The organism is Haloferax volcanii DS2 (assembly GCF_000025685.1).
Taxonomy (GTDB): Archaea; Halobacteriota; Halobacteria; order Halobacteriales; family Haloferacaceae; genus Haloferax; species Haloferax volcanii.
Map to the genome: position 1 here is coordinate 1,624,175 of NC_013967.1, position 22,706 is coordinate 1,646,880.

General features: G+C 68.5%; 25 protein-coding genes. 20 read left to right on the plus strand and 5 right to left on the minus strand.

Going from position 1 to position 22,706, the window contains the following annotated elements; genetic code table 11:
• The first annotated feature begins 109 nt into the window (after positions 1-109).
• The 3 genes from HVO_RS13135 to HVO_RS13145 all read left to right on the plus strand — a co-directional run bounded on the left by HVO_RS13135 (position 110) and on the right by HVO_RS13145 (position 1,080).
• A complete protein-coding gene (locus tag HVO_RS13135; protein WP_004041636.1) occupies positions 110-307 on the plus strand; it encodes a CopZ family metallochaperone in 198 nt (65 codons plus the stop codon).
• 122 nt (positions 308-429) lie between these two features.
• Complete coding sequence (locus HVO_RS13140; protein ID WP_004041637.1) at positions 430-612, plus strand: hypothetical protein; 183 nt, start codon at positions 430-432, stop codon at positions 610-612.
• Between the two features lie 108 nt (positions 613-720).
• The gene (locus tag HVO_RS13145) at positions 721-1,080 is read left to right on the plus strand and encodes a hypothetical protein (RefSeq protein ID WP_004041638.1); all 360 of its coding nucleotides are present in this window, start codon (positions 721-723) and stop codon (positions 1,078-1,080) included.
• Positions 1,081-1,098: 18 nt separating this feature from the next.
• Here HVO_RS13145 and HVO_RS13150 read toward each other — a convergent pair whose 3' ends face one another.
• Entirely contained in the window at positions 1,099-1,722 is a 624-nt protein-coding gene (locus HVO_RS13150) for a GNAT family N-acetyltransferase (protein ID WP_004041639.1), read from the minus strand.
• Positions 1,723-1,845: 123 nt separating this feature from the next.
• On the opposite strand from HVO_RS13150, the gene HVO_RS13155 reads away from it, so the two are divergent.
• The 4 genes from HVO_RS13155 to HVO_RS13170 all read left to right on the plus strand — a co-directional run bounded on the left by HVO_RS13155 (position 1,846) and on the right by HVO_RS13170 (position 5,591).
• Positions 1,846-2,382 carry a DoxX family membrane protein gene (locus tag HVO_RS13155; protein WP_004041640.1) on the plus strand — a complete coding sequence of 179 codons (537 nt, stop codon included), beginning with the start codon at positions 1,846-1,848 and terminating at the stop codon, positions 2,380-2,382.
• A 226-nt stretch (positions 2,383-2,608) separates the two neighbouring features.
• Entirely contained in the window at positions 2,609-3,598 is a 990-nt protein-coding gene (locus tag HVO_RS13160) for an FAD-dependent oxidoreductase (protein ID WP_004041641.1), read from the plus strand.
• Positions 3,595-4,710, plus strand: a complete 1,116-nt coding sequence (locus tag HVO_RS13165; RefSeq protein ID WP_004041642.1) for a FecCD family ABC transporter permease — start codon at positions 3,595-3,597, stop codon at positions 4,708-4,710. The genes HVO_RS13160 and HVO_RS13165 overlap by 4 nt, the downstream gene beginning before the upstream one ends.
• On the plus strand, positions 4,710-5,591 hold the full coding sequence (locus tag HVO_RS13170) for an ABC transporter ATP-binding protein (protein WP_004041643.1): 882 nt from the start codon (positions 4,710-4,712) through the stop codon (positions 5,589-5,591). Before HVO_RS13165 ends, HVO_RS13170 begins: the two co-directional genes overlap by 1 nt.
• An 84-nt stretch (positions 5,592-5,675) precedes the next feature.
• Here HVO_RS13170 and HVO_RS13175 read toward each other — a convergent pair whose 3' ends face one another.
• Entirely contained in the window at positions 5,676-6,149 is a 474-nt protein-coding gene (locus HVO_RS13175) for an FKBP-type peptidyl-prolyl cis-trans isomerase (protein ID WP_004041644.1), read from the minus strand.
• A gap of 63 nt (positions 6,150-6,212) precedes the next feature.
• Entirely contained in the window at positions 6,213-6,983 is a 771-nt protein-coding gene (gene fer, locus HVO_RS13180; protein ID WP_004041645.1) for a ferredoxin Fer, read from the minus strand.
• 147 nt (positions 6,984-7,130) lie between these two features.
• Between fer and HVO_RS13185 the strand changes: the two genes are divergently transcribed.
• Complete coding sequence (locus HVO_RS13185) at positions 7,131-8,132, plus strand: lysylphosphatidylglycerol synthase domain-containing protein (protein WP_004041646.1); 1,002 nt, start codon at positions 7,131-7,133, stop codon at positions 8,130-8,132.
• 74 nt (positions 8,133-8,206) lie between these two features.
• Here HVO_RS13185 and HVO_RS13190 read toward each other — a convergent pair whose 3' ends face one another.
• Complete coding sequence (locus tag HVO_RS13190; protein WP_013035551.1) at positions 8,207-9,169, minus strand: DUF7551 domain-containing protein; 963 nt, start codon at positions 9,167-9,169, stop codon at positions 8,207-8,209.
• A gap of 507 nt (positions 9,170-9,676) precedes the next feature.
• Here HVO_RS13190 and HVO_RS13195 point away from each other — a divergent pair.
• The 12 genes from HVO_RS13195 (at position 9,677) to katG (ending at position 20,762) form a co-directional block, all read left to right on the plus strand.
• A complete protein-coding gene (locus HVO_RS13195) occupies positions 9,677-9,970 on the plus strand; it encodes an ArsR/SmtB family transcription factor (RefSeq protein WP_013035243.1) in 294 nt (97 codons plus the stop codon).
• Positions 9,971-9,991: 21 nt separating this feature from the next.
• Positions 9,992-10,855 (plus strand): ABC transporter permease, encoded by an 864-nt coding sequence (locus HVO_RS13200; RefSeq protein ID WP_256736966.1) that lies wholly within the window; start codon positions 9,992-9,994, stop codon positions 10,853-10,855.
• Between the two features lie 2 nt (positions 10,856-10,857).
• Entirely contained in the window at positions 10,858-11,931 is a 1,074-nt protein-coding gene (locus HVO_RS13205; RefSeq protein ID WP_004041650.1) for an oligopeptide/dipeptide ABC transporter ATP-binding protein, read from the plus strand.
• A complete protein-coding gene (locus HVO_RS13210) occupies positions 11,928-12,992 on the plus strand; it encodes an ABC transporter ATP-binding protein (RefSeq protein WP_004041651.1) in 1,065 nt (354 codons plus the stop codon). The genes HVO_RS13205 and HVO_RS13210 overlap by 4 nt, the downstream gene beginning before the upstream one ends.
• A complete protein-coding gene (locus HVO_RS13215) occupies positions 12,989-13,351 on the plus strand; it encodes a hypothetical protein (RefSeq protein ID WP_004041652.1) in 363 nt (120 codons plus the stop codon). Before HVO_RS13210 ends, HVO_RS13215 begins: the two co-directional genes overlap by 4 nt.
• Positions 13,348-14,469 (plus strand): S-methyl thiohydantoin desulfurase domain-containing protein, encoded by a 1,122-nt coding sequence (locus HVO_RS13220; RefSeq protein ID WP_004041653.1) that lies wholly within the window; start codon positions 13,348-13,350, stop codon positions 14,467-14,469. Before HVO_RS13215 ends, HVO_RS13220 begins: the two co-directional genes overlap by 4 nt.
• Before the next feature lie 8 nt (positions 14,470-14,477).
• On the plus strand, positions 14,478-15,062 hold the full coding sequence (locus HVO_RS13225; protein WP_004041654.1) for a DUF1177 family protein: 585 nt from the start codon (positions 14,478-14,480) through the stop codon (positions 15,060-15,062).
• Position 15,063: 1 nt separating this feature from the next.
• Positions 15,064-15,723: an AroM family protein gene (locus HVO_RS13230; protein WP_004041655.1), complete on the plus strand. Its 660-nt coding sequence runs from the start codon at positions 15,064-15,066 to the stop codon at positions 15,721-15,723.
• Positions 15,724-16,671, plus strand: coding sequence for an aminopeptidase (locus tag HVO_RS13235; protein WP_004041656.1), 948 nt, complete (start codon positions 15,724-15,726; stop codon positions 16,669-16,671).
• Positions 16,668-17,636 (plus strand): nitroreductase family protein, encoded by a 969-nt coding sequence (locus HVO_RS13240; protein ID WP_004041657.1) that lies wholly within the window; start codon positions 16,668-16,670, stop codon positions 17,634-17,636. The genes HVO_RS13235 and HVO_RS13240 overlap by 4 nt, the downstream gene beginning before the upstream one ends.
• Positions 17,636-18,295 carry an aspartate/glutamate racemase family protein gene (locus HVO_RS13245; protein WP_004041658.1) on the plus strand — a complete coding sequence of 220 codons (660 nt, stop codon included), beginning with the start codon at positions 17,636-17,638 and terminating at the stop codon, positions 18,293-18,295. Before HVO_RS13240 ends, HVO_RS13245 begins: the two co-directional genes overlap by 1 nt.
• 310 nt (positions 18,296-18,605) lie before the next feature.
• Positions 18,606-20,762 carry a catalase/peroxidase HPI gene (gene katG / locus HVO_RS13250; RefSeq protein ID WP_004041659.1) on the plus strand — a complete coding sequence of 719 codons (2,157 nt, stop codon included), beginning with the start codon at positions 18,606-18,608 and terminating at the stop codon, positions 20,760-20,762.
• A 152-nt stretch (positions 20,763-20,914) separates the two neighbouring features.
• Here katG and HVO_RS13255 read toward each other — a convergent pair whose 3' ends face one another.
• Positions 20,915-22,651 carry a methyl-accepting chemotaxis protein gene (locus HVO_RS13255; protein ID WP_004041660.1) on the minus strand — a complete coding sequence of 579 codons (1,737 nt, stop codon included), beginning with the start codon at positions 22,649-22,651 and terminating at the stop codon, positions 20,915-20,917.
• Between the last annotated feature and the right edge of the window lie 55 nt (positions 22,652-22,706).

Genomic DNA, 22,706 nt, shown 5'->3' on the forward strand with positions numbered 1-22,706 from the left:
GTCATAGGTGTTCCTCGCGCTCGGCTTTCGATTCGAAAGTCGAATCGGGGGGTGATCGAACTCCCGAAAGGACAATCCACTAAATCGAGAAGCCCCTACGTCGAACCGTATGTCGACTACGCTCACCGTCACCGGAATGACCTGCGAACACTGCGAACAGCGCGTCGCCGACGCCCTCGCCGGCGTCGATGGCGTCGAAGACGCGACCGCCGACCGCGAGGCGAAGCGCGCGACCGTCGAGGGCGACGCCGACACCGACGCCCTCGTCGCGGCCGTCGAAGACGCGGGCTACGACGCGAGCGCCTGAACCCGGACGAGTTGGGCCGGTCCGCGCGAGCGGAAGACCCGAACGACCGGACGGCGCGACCGACGCGTCGGTTCGACGCGCCGACCTGAACAGTTTTAGCCGGCGACCCGCTACGCTCGACCATGCACGCGCGGTCGTGGGCGACCGTCCTGTTCGCGCTCGTCATCGGACTCCTCCTCGCGCTCGGCGTCGTTCGACTCGCCGCCGGCGACACCGGCGACTTCGCGCGGAACGCCGGTATCGCCGCCCTGCTAACCGTCTTCGCCGTCGCGCTGGTCAGAGACTGGGAGACGAACGCGGACTGAGCGCCTCGGACGGCGACCCCCGTCCGCGTCGGTTCCGAAACACATCAGTCCGTTGTCTCTCGCTTCGGGTGCAGACGGTTACAAGAGGCCGCGGTTCTAACCCCGCCTGTGTCTCCACCGAGCGACGACGACTTTCGCACGCACTCCCCGACGGACCCGATAGACGACACGCCCACCGTCTCGTGTTCGCGGTGCGGCGAGGAGTGGGACCTCTCCTACGAACTCGACGAGCTACAACTGGGAAACCAGTCGGTCGAGCAGTTCGCGCTCGACCACCGCCGCCACACCGGACACTTCCCGGACGACGTTTCGCCGTGGGTCGTCAGCTGTCGACAGTGTCCCGACGGCGAACAGTTCCTCTCCGAGGCCAGCGCCCGCCGGTGGGCCCGCACGCACGCCCGACACACGCGACACGAGGTGTCGATGGACCACGCCGACGAGGACGGCGTCGTCATCGCGCCCGAGTGAGGTTCGCCGGGAGTCCGGTCACCCTCGGCTTTCGGTGCCGGTCGTCGGCCGTGCGGCCGGCGGGACCGGCGGCGTCAGGTCGAGACGCATCTTCGTGTCCGCGCCGTCCGAGCTGACCGTCTCGAACCCGAGTTCGCGGTAGACGTGGACGGCCCGCTGATTATCGGGAGCGACGTGGAGGACGAGCGCCTCGCGCCCGGCGTCGGCGGCGTCCGCGACGACGTGGCGACACAGTTCGGTCCCGATGCCGCGGTCGTGGCTGTCCTGATGGACGAACACCGCGAGTTCCGGCTCCGGGTCGTCGCTCGCCACGTACGCGGCGTGGCCGACGATACCTCGGTCGGCGACGGCGACGAAGTTGCGGCCGCGGTCGACGAGGTTCGAGAGCCACTCGGTGATGTGCGCCTCGTCCGTCGGCGGCAGCCCCATCGACCGGGCGTCGGGGTCGTAGTCGCGGTACATCTCAGCGAGGGCGTCTCGGTCGGCGTCGTCGTACGGGCGGACGACGAGGCCACGACCGTCTTTGCTGACGAACCGCGGGCACCGAGGGGGACACTGCGGCGTCCCGACGCACCGACTCGCGTCCCAGAAGCCGTCGGAACCACTCGCGCCGTTCGGCCGGTCAACGTCCGTCTCTCCCATACGGGAACGGCGCGAGCGCGACCCTTGAGGGCGGCCGCCGATTCCCAGTTTCCGAGGATTCGAAAACCGGTCCGGATTTATAACGTCCCGGCGGTCCACGCTTCACATGTGAGGTGACAGACGATGGCCGCAACCGGCGAAATCGAGATGCTGGGGAACCGGATGGAGTTCGACTACGCCGAGGGCGTCACCGGCTACGTGCTCGTGTTCGCCCGCCTCGTCACGGGGTACTGGTTCCTCCACGCGGGGGTGACGAAGTACCTCGGCGCCGAGCCGTTTAACGCGGCCGGCTGGCTCGTCAACGGCACCGCGGGCGCGCCCGGCCCTGTCCACGCGTTCCTCGCGTGGGTCGGCCAGACGCCGGTGCTGCTCGAATTCACGAACCTCATGGTCCCGTTGGGCGAGACGCTCATCGGCCTCGGGCTCGTCGTCGGGGCCGCGGTCCGCCTCGCCGCCGCCGGGGGCGCGTTCCTCATGACGTTCTTCTACCTCGGCAACGCCGAGTGGGGCCACGGCCTCGTCAACGGCGACCTGCTGGGGCTCGTGATGTTCCTCGTGGTCGGCGCGCTCGCGACGGGCCGCATCCTCGGCCTCGACGCGTACCTCGAAGAGACGGAGTTCGTCCGCCAGCGACCGAAGCTCCGGTACCTCCTCGGCTGAGGGGGCGTTCCGGCCGCGCTCGGCTATCGTTTCTCTCGAACAGTGTTTCCGAAGATTCCCGCGTCTCAGGCCTCTTCGAACCGGCTTTCGCGTGTCGGTGGGTTTAGGAGTCCCTAAAATCCGAAAGTGGTTTATTGTATTAGGGACGCCTAAAACGTATGAACGAAGACGGAGCCGACTTCGACCACGTCGCTCGCGGGTTGTTCTCACGGGGGCGGTCTGCGCCGTGACCGACCAAGGCACTGAACTCGACTCGGCGGACGTGGTCGTCGTCGGCGGCGGTCCCTCGGGATGCGCCGCGGCCGTCTTCACCGCGCGGTACGGCCTCGACACCGTCGTGTTCGACCGGGGGAACGCCGCCTTGCGTCGGTGTGCGTACCTCGAAAACTACCTCGGCTTCCCCGCCGGCATCGGCGTGGACACGTTCACCGCGCTCATGCACGAACACCTCGCCGAGGTCGGCGCGGACTACGTCGCCGACATGGTCGTCTCGGTCGAGCGACCGGGCGACGAGAGTGAAGTCGCGGCCGCGAGCGAGGGCGAGTCGGACGCGTTCGACGCCGACGCTCGGCGCTTCGTCGTCCGCACGCAGGAGGGTCGCCGGGTCGAGGCCGACCACGTCGTCGCCGCCGCGTGGTACGACGGCGACTACCTCCGCGGCCTCGACGACGACGACGCGATGTTCGAGGAGCACGACCACCACGGCGAGGTCCACGAGCAGTTCGATTCCGACTACGCCGACGACGACGGGCGGACTCCCGTCGACGGACTGTACGTCGCCGCGCCCTCGGGCGACCGGAACGCGCAGGTCGGCATCGCCGTCGGACAGGGCGGTCACGTCGCTCGGTGTCTCATCGAGGACCGCCGGCGCGAGCGCGGCTTCCCCGGCGACCTTGCGGCCCACTACGACTGGCTCCGAGCCGACACCGAGTTCCACGGCGAGTGGGGCGACCGCGACCGCTGGCGCGAGTGGTTCGACGGCGAGGTCCCGGACGACGCCGACCTCGACGACGAGCGCCTCGCGGAACTCCGCGAGTCCTACATCGACCGGGCGTTCGACACCCGCCGGACCGACCACGAGGTCGAGGCCGCGGAGCCCCGCGGCATCCGGCGACTCGTCGAGACCATCGGCACCGAGCGCGTCCTCGACGCGCTTCCCGACGAGGCGCTCGCTGACTACCTCGACGGGCGCGAACTCGGAGGTGTCGAGCAGTGAGCGGGACGACGCCGACCGAACAGTCTTCCGGGTCGGTGCTGACCCGGCTGTTCGGATGGATTGACGGCTCGCTCGTGTCGCTTTGCCTCGCCAGTCTCGTCGTCGTCGTGGCCGGCGGCCTCGTGCAGGTCAGCTTCGGCGCGTTCTCAATGACCATCGCCGAGGCGTGGCGCGCCGTCTTCGACCCCGCGGTCATCTTCGACCCGCAGGTCTGGCAGGTGTTCCTCCTCGGCGGCGAACTTCCCGAACTCGGTCGCCGGACGCTCATCGTCTGGAACATCCGGCTTCCGCGGGTGTTCGTCGCCATTCTCGTCGGCGCGAACCTCGCAATCTCCGGCGCGATTTTCCAGGCGGTCACCCGGAACGAACTGGCGAGTCCGTTCATCCTCGGCGTCTCGTCGGGGGCCGGACTGCTCATCCTCCTCACGCTCGTCGTCTTCTCGGGACTCGTGGCGTACCTCCCGCTTTTGGCGGCGCTCGGCGGGATGTTCGCGTTCGTTCTCGTCTACCTCATCGCGTGGAAGAACGGCACCTCGCCGGTCAGGCTCGTCCTCGCGGGCGTCATCGTCGGCACCGTCTTCCAGAGCCTCCAGACGGGGCTGTTCTTCTTCGTCGACGACATCGGCGTCGTCCAGTCCGCTATCGCGTGGACGACCGGGTCGCTCACCGGCACCGACTGGGAGCAGGTCCGCATGGCCCTCCCGTGGTCCATCATCGCCGTCGGCCTCGCGCTCGGAAGCTCCCGCCAGCTCAACGTCCTGCTTCTGGGCGAGCAGACCGCCCGCTCGCTCGGGATGTCCATCGAGAAGGTCAGATTCGCCCTCTCGGGCGTCGCGGTCCTCGCGGCCGCGGCGAGCATCGCCGTCGCCGGCATCGTCGGCTTCGTCGGCCTCGTCGTCCCGCACCTCGTGCGGAACGTGGTCGGCAGCGACTACAAGCGCCTCGTCGTCGGCTGTCTGTTCGCCGGCCCGGCGCTGATGGTCGCCGCCGACGTGGGCGCGCGCCTCGCGCTCAACCCGATTCAGCTCCCGGTCGGCGTCGTCACGGGCCTCGTCGGCGGGCCGTACTTCCTCTACCTCATGCGCAAACAGCAGAACATCGGTGAAGTGTGATGTCGAACCAGCAACCAGAGAACCCCAAACAGATGGCACAACACGGCGAAACAGACGCGAATACGAGCGGAAACGAGCGCGTCGAAAGCGACTCCGACCGCGAGAGTGCGCTCGCCGGCGACGCCCTCGAACTCTCGTATCCGACGAGCGAGGAGCCGGTCGTCGAGTGCGACCGCATCGACATCCCGCGCGGCGAAATCACGGCGCTCGTCGGGCCGAACGGCTCCGGCAAGAGCACGCTTCTGAAGTCGCTCGCCAAACAGCTCTCGCCCGACAGCGGCAGCGTCTACCTCGACGGGAAATCCATCAGCGAGTACGACGACAAGGCGTTCGCCCGCGAGTTGGGGATGCTCTCCCAACAGCACGACTCGCCCACGTCGCTCACCGTCGAGGACCTCGTCTACCACGGCCGGTACCCCCACCGGAGCTTCTTCGAGCAGGTCAGCGACGACGACCACGAGGCGGTCGAGCGCGCCATCGACCTCGCGGGCGTCGAGCACATCCGCGACAAGCAGATTGGCAACCTCTCGGGCGGCCAGAGCCAACTCGCGTGGATTGCGATGGTGCTCGCACAGGACACCGACGTGCTCCTCCTCGACGAGCCGACGACGTACCTCGACTTACACCACCAGCTCCGCGTGCTGGAGACGGTCCGCCAACTCAACGAGGAACGCGACGTGACGGTCGCGGTCGTCCTCCACGACATCGCGCAGGCCGCGCGGTTCGCGGACTACCTCGTCGCCATGCAGGACGGCGAACTGTACGACTGGGGGCCGCCGCGCGAGGTCGTCACCGAGGAACTCCTCGCAGACGTGTTCCGCGTCGAGGCCGCGGTCAACTACTCGCCCGACCCGGAAATCGTCCCGAAGCGCTCGCTGTAACGGTTCGACGCTCTTTCTCGCCGCTCAGTTCAGTTCCGTTCAGTTCTATCGCCTCGTCACGACTACCCCGACCGCCCGGTGCGCCTACTGGACGGCGACGATTTCGATGTCGAAGACGAGCGTCTTCCCCGCGAGTTCGTGGTTGAAGTCGACTTCGACCTCGTCGTCGCGGACGGCGGTCACGTCGCCGTGAAGCCCGTTTTCGGCGTGGACGTGCAGGCCGACCTCGGGCGTCTCACCGACCATCCCCTCGAACGTCTCGGCGTCGTAGGTTCGGATTCGGTCGGGGTCGAACTCGCCGTAGGCGTCTTCCGGCGGGACGGTCACGGTCGCTTCCTCGCCGGCCGACATCCCGACGACGGCCTCGTCTAGCCCCGGAATAATCTGGCCCGCGCCGACGACGAACGTCTGGGGGGCGTAGTCGTCGCGGTCCTTCTCCTGGGCCTCGAACAGGCCGTGTTCGACCGCCACCTCGTACCGCGAGGTGTTGAAGACGGTCCCGTCTTCGAAGCGTCCGACGTACGCGAGCGCGACGCGGTCTCCCGACTCGATTGCCATAGCGGGGGTCGGCGGAGGACGCGCATAAAAGTCGCCATCGAGGCATCCCACCGGGGGTTCGCGTCACCGTCCCGTACTCATCTTCCGGGCGTGCTGCGGGGGGAGCCGAAGCTCGTCGAGGCCGGGGAGGTGTTCGATGTTGTAGACGACTTGCAGGTCGTCGGTCACCGGGAGGCTGATACACGACAGCCGGACGCCTTGGTCCAGCATCTCCTCGGAGAGGATGTGGTTCGAGGGCATCTTCACCTCGCCTGCGACGACCGCCACCGCGCAGTTCGCACACGCCCCGCCGCGGCAGGCGAACGGCCAACTGTGGCCGGCGTCCTCGGCGGCCTTCAGGAGGTTGGTCCGCGGCTCGACGAACACCTCGCCGTAGGCGTCGCCGTCGAGGCCGCTTTCGGCGGCTTTCTCGAAGAGGTCGTCGTCGGTGAGCGACCAGCCGCGCTCGGTGACCACGTCGTAATCGAGGAACTCGACTCGCGCCCCACGCCGTTCGGGCTCTGGCTCCGAGCCGGAGTCGCCGCCAGCGCCCTCGCCGCCGGTTTCGGCCCCGCTTCCGGCGTGGCCGTTCCGAGCGGCATCGGCGTCGTGCTTTCCATTTCGGGTCGCCTCCTCGTCGGTCGGTCGGCGGCCGTCCGTGTCGACGGGTTCGAGTTCGTCGCCGGGTTCGTAGCCGCCCCGAATCGCCTCGTATGCCGTCCGAACCGCCTGAAATTCCTCCGCCGACCCGCCGTGGTCCGGGTGGGCCGACTTCACCCGCCGACGGTACGCGTCGACGAGTTCGTCCTCGTCTGCGTCCGGGTCGATGCCGAGCGTCTCGAACGGGGAGTCCACATCGGGGCTAGTAGGAACTCGCGAGCATAAATCCACGGCCACCGGCCGTCTCGTCGTGGTTTAGTCCTCGAATCAGCGCGTGACGGGGACGACCGATCGCGGCCGCGAGCCGCGGCGGTTTTGTAGCGGGCCTCGCTTGCTTCGGGTGTGAGACGCGGGGTTCGGTTCGTCGTCGGCGCGGGACTCGGTATCGGAGCGCTCGCGGCGTACCTCTGGTACGTCGGCCCGGAGGAAGTCGGCTCGCGCGTCGCGGCCGTCGCCCCGTGGGCCGTCGCCGCCGTCGGCGTTCTGATGCTCGCCGAGGCGACCGTCGACGGCCTCGGCGTCTGGGCGTCGGTGCGGCCCCTCCGAGGTGGGCTCTCGGCGCGGGCGAGCGTCCAGTTCGCGTTCGCCGGCGACTTCTTCGACGTGCTCAGCCCCGCCGGGCCGGTGAGTTCGGAGCCTATCATGGCGCAGTTCTTCGGCGTCGCGACCGAGACCAGTTACAGCGAGGCCCTCGGCGTCCGCGGCGTCGCCAAGTACGTCAAATCCGCGGCGCAGCTCCTCCTGTCGGTCGCGCTCGTCGGCGTCCTCTTTCTCGACGCGCCGGCGTCCCGGTTCGTCCTCGTGACGCTCGCTGGCGCGGTCGCCGCGCTGGTGGTCGTCGGCGCGGCGCTCGTCTGGGCGCGGGGCGCGCTGTCGATGGTCGTCGTCGCGGCTCTGACGCCGGTCGTTCGCGTCGTCACTGGCGTCACCCGCCGAACCCCGCTCGGCCGCGACGCCGTCGCCGGCGCGGTCGAACGCTTCTGGGAGCGCGTCGTCCAGTTCCGAGACGCGCCGGAACTCCTCGGCGTCATCGCGCTCAGCGGCGTCTTCGAGCAACTGCTCACGTCGCTCGCGCCCTGGGTCGCGCTCGCCGGCACCGGCACGACGGTGGCGCTTATCCCCATCGTCGCCGTCATCCCGCTCCCGCAGGCGGCGAGCGTCGTCCCCGTTCCCGGGAGTCTCGGCGCCTACGACGTGCTCCTCGCGGGCGCGCTCAGCCTCACGACGGGCGCGCCGGCCGCGGGGGCGGCCGCGGCGGTGCTCGTCGTGCGGACGTTCGAACTCCTCGTCTCGCTCGGCTGCGGCGGCGTCGCAACCGGGTTCCTCCGCGGTGTCCGGGCCTGAGGCGCACTGACCACCCCCCGGCCCCCCGTCGCGGCGGCGTGAGACGAGAGGAGAGGTGAGGAGAGAAAAACGAGTCAGTCGGCGGCGTGTTCGTGGATGGGGACGCTCGCCAACCCGACCGCACTCGACGCGGAGGACACCGACAGCGTCGCGTGCCAGCCGCTCTCGGTTGACGTGACGTGCAGGGAGACGGGCCTCCACGACGACGTCCGCCGGTAGAGTTCGAGGACGACCGGGAGCACCGGAAGCCGCCCCTCGCGCGCCGAGAGCGCGTAGTCTTCGAGGGTCAGTTCCGCGGCCCTCGTCGTCGCGTCCGGGCCGGACCGCCACGCAGAACAGGTGTACGATTCGACGAGGTCGAGCCGTTCCATCTCCGCCAGCGTCGCCGCCAGCGTCTTCGTCGCGTCGGGCCGCGACGCGAGGTTCGAGGCGGCGCGCTCCAGCACGTCCGCCTGTTCGGCCGACGCGAGGTGGACGTGGAGCGCGGTCGCCATGCTCTCCAACAGGCGCAGACAGAGGTCGTCCGCGCTGGACATCGTCTCCGCGAGGTCGAAGTACGCGTCCATCACCGCGGTCTCGACCGCCCGGTGGTCGGCGTCCACGAGCGCCTCGAACACCGCCGCCGCGACCCGGTGACAGAACTCGACCCGTTCGGAGCGGTCTCCGTCGGCCGCGCACTCCGTTCGGCCGCCCGCGTCGGTTCCGAGGTCGCAGGGTGGCTCGGGGAGTCCGGGCGTCGCCCCGGCGGTCGCCCAGCCCTCCGCGGTCGCGGTCGCGCCGCCGAAGCCGGAGCGACTGTCGTGCTCCGAGACGATGAGGTCGTAGTACGGGACGTTCGGGTCGTACCGCCGGAGTGCGGAGCGATACTTCCTCGCCGCGCGTGCGGCGGCCTCGGCGGTCTCGCGGTCCTCGAACCGGAAGCCGTCGACCGGAACGGGTCGCTCTCCGGTCCGTCCGCAGACGAGCTCGTACGTCCCGTCGTCGCTCGCGAGCGATTCGATGTGGGTCCGAATCTGGGTGAGTGTCGTGCCGACCATGATGTCTCAGTGCGTTGGTTCGCGGGCCGTCGCCGTCCCGCGGTCCGTTCGTCGCTTGCTCGACACATTGTTTAGGTAGGCCTAAAACGTATTGGTTCGGGCGGTCCGCGGAGCGGCGAGTCGCGTCGCCCGCCGCCGCGTCCGGCTCCGTTCTGCGAACCGTCTCGCCTCCCGGCGGTTCGTTCCCGTGGCGCGGTCTCTGTCGGTGTCTCCCGTTCGACGGCGGTCGTGACGCTCGCTGTCACCCCCGAATTTGGGTCTAATTTGTGCCTCTCTCGGGGGCAACTCTGCGTCGAGTTCGGGGAACCATTATCCGCCGCTCCGAGAGTAGCTTCGATAGATGACGCACTCGACGAACTGCGGGACGAACACGCCCTCGATGGTCGGCCGCGGGACGACCGCGCCGGTCGCACGGACATGACGAACCACGCCACGAGAACGCAGGCGCTCCAGCAGACGACGACAGATACACGTCACGAACACCGGCGGAGCAAGACGGGAACGCAGATGAGGCAGCTGCTGTGGTGGCTCGTCGGCGGGACTCGCGGCGGGAGAAACCGCCTCAGAATCATCCGCGCGCTGCACGAGCGTCCGATGAACACGAACCAGCTCTCGAACGAACTCGACCTGAACTACAAGACCGTCCAGCACCACCTGGAGATGCTCACGGAAAACGAGGTTCTCACCACCAGCGGCGAGGAGTACGGTAAGCTGTTCTTTCTGACGCCGGCGATGGACGACAATCTCGACCTCTTGGACGACATCGCAGAGCAGACCGAACTCGGAGACGAAGACGCCTGAACCCGTCTCCCGTCGCAGGCGCTGCGGGCCGAGATGGGGCTCGACCAGCCCCTGCCGATGCAGTACGTCGACTGGCTCGTCGGCGTCGTGCAGGGCGACTGGGGGATGTCGCTGCGGACGAACAACAACGTCTTTTCCGACATCGTCGCTCGCCTGCCCGCGACGCTCGAACTGACCGTCGTCACGCTGTTTTGCGCCGTCTTGCTGGCGATTCCGTTCGGCGTCGTCGCCGGCACCAACAAGGACCGCTGGCAGGACCACCTCTCGCGCATCACCGCGCTGTTTGGCGTGTCGATGCCGCGGTTCTGGGTCGCTATCGTCCTCCAAATCGTCTTCGTCGTCAGCCTCGGGCTGTTGCCCCTCTCGGGGCGGCTCAGCGACGGCGTGGCTCCCCCGCCGGCGGTCACGGGGCTGTATCTGGTCGACTGCCTCATCGCCGGCCAGTTCGGGACGTTCCTCGACGCGGCCACGCACCTCCTGTTGCCGACGGTCGCGCTCGGCCTCGCCACGCTGGCGCAGGTGATGCGGCTCATCCGCTCGGACATGATCGACGAGCAGCGCAAGGACTACGTCCTGGCTGCGCGGGCCTACGGCCTTCCGAACACCCTCATCGAATACAAGTACATGCTGCAAAACGCCTTTACGAGTTCACTCACGGTGGTCGGCCTCGCGTTCGGGTTCCTCCTCGGGAACGCGTTTCTCGTGGAAATCGTCTTCGCGTGGCCGGGGATGGCGCGCTACGGCGTGCAGGCCATCCTCTATCAGGACTTCAACGCCATCGTCGGCGTCACCATCGTGGTCGGTATCGGCTTCGTAACCGCCAACTTCGTGGTCGACCTGCTGTACGGCTACCTCGACCCGCGGGTGCGGCTGGAGGAGGGATAGCCGTGTCCACGAAGACCTCCATCCCGTTTCTCGACACCGAGAGCGCCGCCCGAAAAGAGCGGCTTCGACAGCTCAAACGCGGCTTTCGGACCTTCGCGGGCAACAAGCTCTCGCTCGTCGGCCTGGCGATGATTCTGACGCTCGTCGCCGCGGCGCTCCTCGCGCCGTACATCGCGCCGTTCCCCGAACACGCCGGCGCGGGCGTCTACTTCGACCAGGCGAGCGAGCCGCCGAGCGCGACGCATCTGATGGGCACCGACACGACCGGTCGCGATATCTTCAGCCGCGTCCTGTTCGGCGCGCGCCTGTCGCTGTCGAAACTCGTCCGCGACGCGCTGTCCACCGGCGCGAAAGCCGACCACCGGAAGCGGGCCATCGAGATGCTCGGCGAGGTCGAAATCTCGGCCCCCGAGCGCGTCTTCGAGAGCTACCCGGTCGAACTCTCCGGCGGGATGCGCCAGCGCGTCTTCATCGCCATCGCGCTCCTGTCGGAGCCGGACCTGCTCATCGCCGACGAACCGGGCACCGCCCTCGACGTGACGACCGAGGCGAAGGTGCTCGACCTCCTCGACGAACTCGTCGAGGAGCGCGACACGAGCGTCCTCTACATCACCCACGACCTCGGCGTCGCCCGCGAGGTCAGCGACCGCATCAACGTGATGTACGCGGGCGAAATCGTCGAGCAAGCGCCGACCGCCGACCTGTTCGCGAACCCGCAGCACCCCTACACCCGCGGGCTGTTGGAGATCATCCCGACGCTCTCGACCGGCATCGGAGACGGCATCGAAGGGCACCTGCCCGACTACACGGACCCGCCGGCCGGCTGTCGGTTCGCTGACCGCTGTCCCCACGCGGAACCGGTCTGCCACGAGGCGTACCCGTACCCGCGACAGACCGGCTCCGACCACGCGATCGCGTGCCACCTGTTCGACGGGCTCCCGGCCCGCGAGCGTCACGAGTCGCTCGCCGCAGAACGGGTCGATATCGGCACTGCGCCGTGGTTGGCCGCTGGTGGCGACGCCCCGAGCGGCGACGCGCCCGGCGATATCTCCGCCGACGGAGGGACGGACCAATGAACGACTCAGCGTACACGACCGACCCGACCGCAGGGGTACAGCGCGACCGCGACCTCGACGACCCGATGGTCACGGTCGAGAACCTCAAGAAACACTTCCCGCTGTTCGAGGGCATCCTCCAGAAGAAGGCGGGCGAGGTCCGCGCCGTCGACGGCGTGAGCTTCTCCATCGCGGAGGGCGAGACGTTCGGCCTCGTCGGCGAGTCCGGCTCCGGCAAGACGACCACCGGCCGGTCGATGCTCCGCCTGACGGAGCCGACGAGCGGGCGGGTCGAAATCGACGGCCAGAACGTCGTCGACCTCTCCGACGGCGAGCTCAAGCGGTTCCGTCGGAACATGCAAATCGTCCACCAAGACCCGTCGTCGAGCCTCAACCCTCGCCACCGCGTCAAGTCGATTATCGAGGCCCCCCTGAAGATTCACGACTACGGCGACTCCGAGGCCCGACTCGAACGGGTCGAGGAACTGCTGGACATGGTGGACCTCCCGCGGGAGTTCATGTACCGCTACCCCGGACAGCTCTCGGGCGGCCAGAAACAGCGCGTCGGCATCGCCCGCGCCGTGGCGCTCAACCCGAAGTTCGTCGTCCTCGACGAGCCGACGAGCGCCCTCGACGTGAGCGTGCAGGCCCGAATCATCAACATCCTCGAGGAGATACAGGAGGAGTTCGGCATCACCTACCTGTTCATCACCCACGACCTCTCGCTCCTGAAGAACGTCGCCGACCGCATCGGCGTCATGTACCTCGGTCGGCTCGTCGAGGTCGGCGACGTGGACTCGGTGTTCGGGTCGCCGCAACACCCCTACAGCCGGGCGCTCCTCTCCGCCATCTCGACCATCAGCGAGGAGGACGAACTGGCGAAGCCCGACCGAATCACGCTCGACGGCGAGGTGCCGGACCCGCGGGAGAAGCCGAGCGGCTGTGCCTTCCGCTCGCGCTGCGCCCACGAGTTCGACGCCTGCGCGGTCGAGGAGCCCGAACTGTACGAGCGCGGGGCGAACCAGGTCGCGCGGTGTTTCCTCCACGACGACCGGTTCGAGGAGGGCGCGGAGTGGGAATGACCGCAGAGCGCACGGACCGCCTCGCCGCCCTCCGGCGGGCGCGGCAGAACCGCCCGTGGACCGACGACCTGCTCCGGTCGTGCGCGTCCGACCCGGCGGCGTTCAAAGCCGCCCAGCCGGCGTGTTCGGCCTGCGACCACCCGTGCCGCGACGACGAGGTCTGCGCCACGGCGGTGGCCAAATCCGACGGGCTGTTCGAATCGATGGGCCGCGACCAGACGTATCACCTGCTCGCGGCGGGCATGAAGCGACTCCGGGCGCGGGGGACCGCGACGCTTCGCGACGCCGACAGACAGCGGCCGAACGCCTTTCTCAGCGTGACGGCCGCCGACGGAGACTCCCCCGAGGCACCCCAATGACGACAGACGACACGCAGACGGACGGCGCGCAGCCCGCGCCGACGGACGGCGAGCGGGCGATAACGACCGACTGGGTCGAAGATATCGCGGTCGGCGGCGCGGTCCTCGGCGGCGGGGGCGGCGGCTCGCTTTCGAAAGGTATCGAGTTCGGTGAACTCGCCGTCGAGTACGACCGGCCGACTATCGTCTCGGTCGCGGACCTCGACCCGACGGACGTGGTGTTGACCGTCAGCGGCGTGGGCGCGCCCGCCGCGACCGAGAGCCACGTCGACCCCGCGGACTACGTGCGCGCGGTCGAACTGTTGGTGGACAGACTCGCGGCCGACGGGACGACCGTCGGCGCGCTGATGACGAACGAGATGGGCGGGTTCGCCACCGTCAACGGCCTGCTCCAGTCGGCCGTCACGGGCCTCCCGCTCGTCGACGCCGCCTGCAACGGGCGGGCGCACCCGACCGGGCCGATGGGCTCTATCGGGCTGTCGCAGGACGCCGAGTCGGTGCAGGCGGCGGTCGGCGGCGTGCCGGGCACCGCCAGCCGACTGGAGACGGTCGTCGAAGCGGAACTCGGCACGGCGGCGTCGCTCGTGCGACACGCGGCCGAAGACGCCGGCGGCCTCGTCGCCGTCGCCCGCAACCCGGTCTCGGCAAGCTACGCCGAGGCGCACGCGGCGCTCGACACGTACGACCAGGCCGAGGCGGTCGGTCGCGCGGTCAGACTCGCCGACGACGGGCGCGACGCCGCCGAACGCGTCGCTGAGGTCCTCGATGGCGAGGTGTCGCTCGTCGCTCCCGTCGAGTCGTTCGCGCTCGAAACGACCGGCGGCTTCGACGTGGGCGAGGTCGAAATCGAGGGGCGCGAACTCACCTTCTGGAACGAGTACATGACGCTCGAACTCGACGGCGAGCGTCTCGCGACGTTCCCGGACCTCATCACGACGCTCGACGCCGAGACGGGGATGCCCGTCTCGACGGCGGAACTCGCGGAGGGGCGGTCCGTGGCGGTCGTCGTCGCGCCCGCGGCGAACCTCTCTCTGGGCGCGGGGATGGCCGACCCCGCGCTCTTCGACCCGGTGGAACAGGCGGTCGGAAAAGCGGTCAAATCACACGTATTCAACTAACGACACTCATGTTCGACAAGATTCAGCAAGCCTACGACATCCTCAGCCGTCCCGACGCGGACGGCGAACTGGTACGCGACGCACTCGAAACGTACGGTCTCGAAACCGAGGTGACGACTATCTCGACCGACGAGGGAGCGACCGACTTCGTCAAGACGGTCGTCCCCGGCCGCGACCCGGACGCGCCGACGCTCGGCGTCGTCGGTCGCCTCGGCGGGGTCGCCGCGCGGCCGGCCGAACTCGGCCCGGTCTCCGACGCCGACGGGGCTATCGTCGCCCTCGCGGTCGCGCTCCACCTCGGCGAGATGCGCGAGCGCGGAGACGTGCTCGCCGGCGACGTTCGCATCGCCACGCACGTCTGTCCCGACGCGCCCGTCGTGGGCGTGGCGACGACGAGCGTCTCGCCCGTCCCCGGCTGCGGGACCGGCGCAAACTACCTCACCGACCTGCTCGACGCGACCGGGTTCGTCGTCGAGACGGCCAAGGACTTCACCCGCGGCCGCGCGTCGTTCTACGACGAGGCCGAGTACGACCGCCTCACGTCGCTGTACGGTTCGATGGGTCGCCTCCAGACGTTGGGCGAGGGCGTCTGAGATGTCGACGCTCGGACTCGTGACCATCGGGCAGGCCCCCCGGACCGACGTGACGCCCGACATCGCGGCGGCGCTCCCGCCCGAGGTGGACATCGTCGAGGTCGGCGCGCTCGACCGGTTCGACTCGGCGGCCGAGGTCGAGGCCGCGGTCGGCCCGCGCGAGGGACAGCCGGTGTACGTCTCGCGACTCGCCGACGGGACGCCCGTCACCGTCGACCGCGAGTCGGTCGTCGAACTCCTCGGAGCGCGCTTCCGCGACCTCGAATCCGAGGTGACGGCCATCGGCGTCCTCTGTACGGGTCACTTCCCGTCGTTCGACGTCAGCGTCCCCGTCTTCGAGCCGAGCGACCTGCTTTCGGCGTGGGTCTCGGCCATCCTCAACGGGGGGACCCTCGGCGTCATCATGCCCAAGGAGGAACAGGAGGCCATGACGTTCGAGAAGTGGGCCGACTACGACCTCGTCACCGCCGCGGGCTCGCCGTACGCCGACGACGACGAGGTGTTGGCCGCGGCGGCCGACATCGGCACCGACGCCGACCTCATCGTGATGGACTGCATGGGCTACACGCCCGAGATGAAAGCGACCGTTCGCGAGCTAACGGGTACGGGCGTCCTGCTCGGGCGGTCGGTGCTGGCGAAGACCGCCGAGGAGGTGCTCTGAATGGCCGACTATCGCGAGGTGGCGACGCGGCTCCTCACCGAGAACATGAACGCCGCTCCCGGTGAGACGCTCCTCGTCGTGACCGATACCGACACGAACCACATCGGCCGGGCGCTGTTCGAGGCGGGGGTCGACCTCGGCTTGGACTCCGGGCTGTTCGAGATTCCGCCGATGGAGCGAAACGGGATGGAACCGCCGGAATCGGTCGCCCGCGCCATGGAATCGGCCGATGTCGTGGTCTGTCCGACCAGCGCGTCGCTGACCCACACGCGAGCGCGAGAGGCCGCGACCGAGGCCGGCGCTCGCGTCGCCACGATGCCCGGCATCACGGACCAGATGTTCAGCGCGGGCGCGATTACGGCCGACTACGAGGAGGTCGAACGCCTGACGGCGGCGCTCACGGAGAAGCTCACCGCGGCCGACGAGGCCCGTATTGAGGCCGGCGGCGCGTCGGCGACGATGTCGCTTTCGGGCCGCGACGGCATCCCGAGCGACGGCATCATCGCCGACCCCGGCGACTCCGGTAACCTCCCGTCCGGCGAGAGCTACGTCGCGCCGGTCGAGGGGACGGCCACCGGCACGCTCGTCTTCGACGGCGGCCTCGCGGGCGTCGGCGTCCTCGACGACCCACTGACGGTCGAACTCGACGCGGGGCACATCACGTCCGTCGAGGGCGCGGCCGCCGACGAGTTCCTCGACGCGACGAGCGGCGACGACTGCGCCCGACGGGTGTGCGAACTCGGCCTCGGGACGAACCCCGCGGCGAGCATCATCGGGACCGTCCTCGAAGACGAGAAGGTGTACGGCACCTGCCACGTCGCCTTCGGGGACAACCTCGGCTTCGGCGGGACCATCGACTGCGACTCGCATCTCGACGGCGTCATCCTCGAACCGACGGTCTCGCTCGACGGCGACGTCGTCGTCGCCGACGGCGAGGTGCGCGTGTGAGCGACCGCACGCCTTCGCCCTCGGTCGGTGACCGCGCGGGCACAGACCGCTCGGAGCAAGCAGACCACCCGGACCGCACGGACCGCCCCGCACTCGCCGCGGCCGCCGCCGAGGTTCCGGACCTCGCCCCGTGGTTGGCGCGCCGCGCCACGGTCCGCCAGTTCGACGCCGACACCGAGATTCCCGACGACGAGGTTCGCGCGATGGTCGACGCCGGACGGAAGGCCCCGACCAGCGGGACGACCCAGATGTACCGTTTCGTCTGGATACGCGACCCCGACCGCCGCGAGCGGATTCACGAACTGTGTAGCCGCGGCACCGTGCAGGTCGAGGAGGCGAGCCAGTTCCTCCTCGTCTGCATCGACGTCCGCCGGATTCGACTGCTGTTGAAGCACCGCGACCGCGAGTTCCGCATGACGCCCGCGATGGGGCTGTTGGAGGGGTCGATTGACGCCTCGCTGGCCGCGATGGGCGTCATGCTGGCCGCCGAGAGCCGCGGCTACGGCGTCTGCCCTATCGGTAACATCCTGAACAACCTCACCGAGGTCGCCGCGACGGCCGACCTTCCGTCGGGCGTCCTGCCGATTTTCGGGCTCTGTCTCGGCGTCCCGCGTCACGGCGAGGCGACCGAGAACGCCCCGCGGGTCCCGCTCGACACGGTGCTCCACGAAGGCGGCTACCGCGACCCCACCGAGGCGCAACTCGACGCCCGCTACGACGCGATGAACGAGATGTACGGCGACAGCGTCTACGGCGACGACCGCCGCGAGTGGCAGGAGACGCTCGAACGCTACTGGGGGCCGAACGGCTTCATGAATCGCCGCGAGGGCGAACTGCTCGCCGCGCTCCGCCAGCAGGGCTTCTTCGCGGCCCGCGGCATCGACGAGCCGGCGGACGCGGACTCGGACTCGGACTCGCCAGACCCGGACCCGGACGCCGAGCGGAACGGCGGGGGTACCGACTGATGGTCGAACTCGGCGTCCTCCGCGTGCTCACGCTGGACGACCCGGAGGAGGTCGCCCGCCACGGGCGACTCGTCGAGCGGCACTACCCGCACGTCTCGACGCTGTCGCGGTGTATCCCCGACCACCCAGACGGGATTCCGAACGCGGCCGCCGAGGTCGACGCGCTCCCGTACATCGAGGCGCTCGGTCGCGAGATGGCGACCGAAGTCGATGCGCTCTGTATCAGTTGCGCGCTCGACCCCGGCGTGGAGGCGCTCGGCGAAGCGCTCGACATCCCGGTCGTCGGCGCGGGCGCGAGCGTGGCGGCCGTCGCGTCCGCCCGCGGCGAGCGCGTCGGGACGCTCGGCCTCGAAAACGGGGCCGAGTCGGCCATTCGTGACCTGCTCGGCGACCGACTCGCGGCCGAGGAAGTCGTCAAGGACGCGGCGACGACGAACTACCTCACGACCGACGAGGGCCGGGCGGCGATTCGCGCGGCGGTCGACCGCTTCGTCGACGCCGGCTGCGACGTCGTCGCGCCGAGCTGTACCGGCATCTCCTCGTCGGGCACGATTCCCGACGCGCGGGCCGACGCTCCGATACCTATCGTCGACCCTGTCGTGGCGATGGGCGCGGTGGCGACGACCGCCGTCGCGCCGCCGCGTCCACCACGGCAGTAGGTTGCCGGACCGCCCCGATGGCATTCCGCGCCGCTCGCGCCGCGCTCGGGGTCACACGCGCGAGCTACCCATTTCGTCGTGCTCGGTTGCGGGCCGGCATCCTCGACCAGTCAACAGACAAACAACACTCGGCGGGTCGCTCATCGACGGTCCACAACCAGTCACTATTTCGACACATTCGCGAATACGTCCCCGTCAAGAGCTCCCCGACTGAGAATTATTCATAAAGTAAAAAGATTGCTTTGGCTATAACCAAGAGTTAATTCAAAATCAGTCAATTTTATCACTCAAAAGCGGTAACCGTTGGTGTATGAGTGGCTCTGACCATAACTGGTGGCCAAACCAGTTAGACCTCGAAATCCTCGACCAGAACGCACAACAGACCGACCCGATGGGCGAGGAGTTCGACTACGCCGAGGAGTTCCAGCAGCTCGACTACGAGCAGGTGAAAGCCGACCTCGAAGAGCTGATGACCGACTCGCAGGACTGGTGGCCGGCGGACTACGGCCACTACGGTCCCCTCTTTATCCGGATGGCGTGGCACAGCGCCGGGACGTACCGCGCCCACGACGGCCGCGGCGGCGCGTCCGGCGGACACCAGCGTCTCCCGCCGATTAGCAGTTGGCCGGACAACGTGAACCTCGACAAGGCGCGCCGACTCCTCTGGCCCGTCAAGAAGAAGTACGGGAATCAGCTCTCGTGGGGCGACCTCATCGTCCTCGCCGGCAACGTGGCCCTCGAATCGATGGGCTTCGAGACGTTCGGCTTCGCGGGCGGTCGCGCCGACGACTACGTCGGCGACAAGGCCCCCAGCTGGGGTCCCGAAGACGAGTGGGAGATGACCTCCCCCGACCGCTTCGACGAGGACGGTAATCTCAAAGAGCCGCTCGGCAACACCGTCATGGGCCTCATCTACGTCAATCCCGAAGGTCCCAACGGCGAACCCGACCTCGAAGGCTCCGCGAAGAACATCCGCGAGACGTTCAGCGGCATGGCGATGAACGACAAGGAGACCGTCGCGCTCATCGCCGGCGGCCACACCTTCGGGAAGGTTCACGGCGCGGACTCCGGCGATAACCTCGAAGCAGAGCCCGAGGCGGCTCCCATCGAGGAACAGGGCCTCGGCTGGAAGAACAACCACGGCTCCGGAAAGGGCCCCGACACCATCACCAGCGGCATCGAGGGCCCGTGGACCAGCGCGCCGACCCAGTGGGACATGGGCTACGTCGCCAACCTGCTCGACTACGAGTGGGAGGCGCACAAGGGCCCCGGCGGCGCGTGGCAGTGGCGGCCGGCCGACGAGTCGCCGGCGGACAAGATTCCGGACGCGGCTCCGGACGCGCACCTCCCCGACCAGTTCGTCGACCCGATGATGCTCACCACCGACATCGCGCTGAAGAAGGACCCCGACTTCCGCGCGGTGCTCGAGGAGTTCCGAGAGGACCCCGAGGAGTTCCAAGAGTCGTTCGCCAAGGCGTGGTACAAACTCCTCCACCGCGACATGGGCCCGCCGTCCCGGCTCTACGGTCCCGAGGTCCCGGACGAAGCGATGCTGTGGCAGGACCCCATCCCGGACGCCGACTACGACCTCATCGACGACGAGGACGTCGCGGAGCTCAAAGCCGAGCTTCTCGATTCAGGGCTCTCTGTCTCCCAGCTCGTCAAGACGGCGTGGGCCTCGGCGTCCACCTACCGTGACAGCGACAAGCGCGGTGGCGCGAACGGCGCGCGCATCCGCCTCGAACCCCAGCGTAGCTGGGAAGTCAACGAGCCCGACCAGCTCGCTGACGTGCTCGGCACCCTCGAAGAGATTCAGGAGTCGTTCAACGGCGCGCGGTCCGACGACACCCGCGTCTCGCTCGCGGACCTCATCGTGCTGGGCGGCGCTGCGGCCATCGAGGAGGCGGCGGCCGACGCCGGCTACGACGTCGAAGTGCCGTTCGAGCCCGGACGGACCGACGCGTCGCAGGAACAGACCGACGTCGAGTCCTTCGAGATGCTCAAGCCCGACGCCGACGGCTTCCGCAACTACATCGCGGACGACGTCGACGAGCGCCCCGAGGACCTGCTCGTCGACAAGGCGGACCTGCTCGACCTCTCGGCGCACGAGATGACCGTCCTCGTCGGCGGCATGCGAGCGCTGGGCGCGAACTACCAGGACTCCGACCTCGGCGTCCTCACCGACGAGCCCGAGACGCTCACGAACGACTTCTTCGAGAACCTGCTCGACATGGACTACGAGTGGGAGCCGGTCTCGGACGACCAGTACCTGTACGAAGTCCGCGACCGCGAGACGGGCGAGGTCGAGTGGGAGGCCACCCGCTTCGACCTCGTCTTCGGCTCGAACTCCCGGCTTCGCGCCATCGCGGAAGTGTACGGCGGCGACGACGGCGAAGCAGAGTTCGTCGAGGACTTCGTCGCGACGTGGCACAAGATTATGAGCCACGACCGCTTCGACCTCGAATAACCGCGCTCCCCGCCGCGTTCGGTCGCGGTTGCGGCGCGCGAAGTCGGTTTCCGCGGCGGCGTCTGCGGTCGCGGTCACCGACGCCGGCTGACGGCTGACTTTTCCGCTCGCTTTTTTCGCTCTCACTCGCTCCCCGAGCGACTGCCGGCAAGTCAGTCGTCGGCCGGAACCTCGCAGTCGAACGTTTCGAGCCGTGCTTGCAGGCTGCCGGTCTGGCCTCTGAGGTCGTCGAGTTGTTCCCGAACCCCCGAAATCGTCGCCGCTCTGGACTCGGCTTGGCTCGCCAGCGCGTCGCTCTGTTCTGCGATATCCCGCGAGTGGTCGGCGATGCCGATAATCGCGTCGACCACTTCCTCGGTCGTGCGCGCGCCGTCGTCGGTCGCCGTGGCGACCTCGTCGACCGACATATCGACGCTTTCGACGATGTCCGAGACCGCCGCGAACGCTTCTGCGGCGTCGGTCGTCGTCGACCGTCCCGTTTCGAGCTGCGCCTTCGTCCGTTTCATCTCCGTCTGTACGCGCGCCACGTCTTCGATTGTCTCGGTTATCGTCCGCTCGATGGCCGCCGAGTGGTTCTGCGTCTCGTCGGCGAGGGACTTCACCTCGTTTGCGACGACCGCGAACCCCTCGCTTCCGTCCGAGGCGCGGGCGGCCTCGATGTTGGCGTTGAGCGCGAGCGTGTTCGTCTGTTCGGCGATCGACTCGATGAGGTCGGTGCTCTTCGAGACGTCGTCCATCCGGTCGTCGAGCGACTCGACCAGCGACGCGAGTTCGTCGACGCTCTGTTCGACGTTCTCGATGGCCTCGATGGCCGTCGTCGCAGTCCCCGTCCCCGCCTCGGCGGCCTCCGCCGCGTCGCTCGCCTCGCCGGAGACTTGGTCGGCGTTCGCAGCGATTTCCTCGATTGTCGCCGACAGACTGCTCAGTTCGTCCGTCGTGGATTCGAGGTCGTGAGCCTGCTCGCGCACGTCCGTGGCGAACGCCCCCACGTCGGCCGCGAGCTGTCGTTGCGTCCGTTCGAGCGTTTCGGCGTCGTCGTGGACCGACTGCGTCGTTCGCTCGACGGTCGCCGCGAACGCTCGGAGATCGACGATAGTCGACGAGAGGTCGCGCTTCATCGCCGTGAACGCGTCGCTGATGGCTTCGATGGCCTCGATATCCGACCCTTCGGGCGGGTTCGCGGTGAAATCCCCCTCCGAGACGGCGTCCATGGCCGCGGCGAGTTCGTCGGCCTGCACCATCAACTGCTCGTTCAGGCGCTCGACTTCGGCTTTCGCCTCCTCGCTGTCTTCGAGGCTCTGCATCTTCTGTCTGGTCTCCTCGCGGGAGCGCTCGACAGAGAACCAGTTCGTGACTAACGCCGACGCGAGCATGAGGATGAACACCGCGTGGACGAGCCCCCAGCCCATCGGGTTCGCGATGGCGTCGGGGTGGTTGTACACCGCTTCCGGGTGGTCCATGCCGAAGACGCCGTGCTGGATGGCGACGTACAGGATGCCGACGACGAACGGGAGCCAGTCCTCATAGACCGCGAGGACGGCCACGATGACGAAAAAGTGGAAGTGCGCCTCGATGTAGCCGCCCGAGAAGTAGACGAGCAGAGCCGAACACGTCAGCAACCCGATTGATGCGAAGCCGCTCCGTATCCGGCGCGGGAGCCACGGGAGCCACGCGAACAGTGCCAACCCCACGACCGCTCCGACGCCGAGCAAGACGTGTTCGGCGGGCGCGGCGGTGAGCGTCGCACCCGTGACGTACGGCTCCGACCCGGTGAAGTTCCCGAGAAAGTACAAAAGCGGCGCGTGCGCCACGAGGAAGACGAGGATGTTTCGGTGACGCGCCTGCCACGACTCGCTCGGAATCGAGTCCCCCTGCGGGACGTATCTCACTGCGTCTCGGAGCCGCTGTCGCCACCGCCCCACACCGCGTCGACGGTTCTGCGTG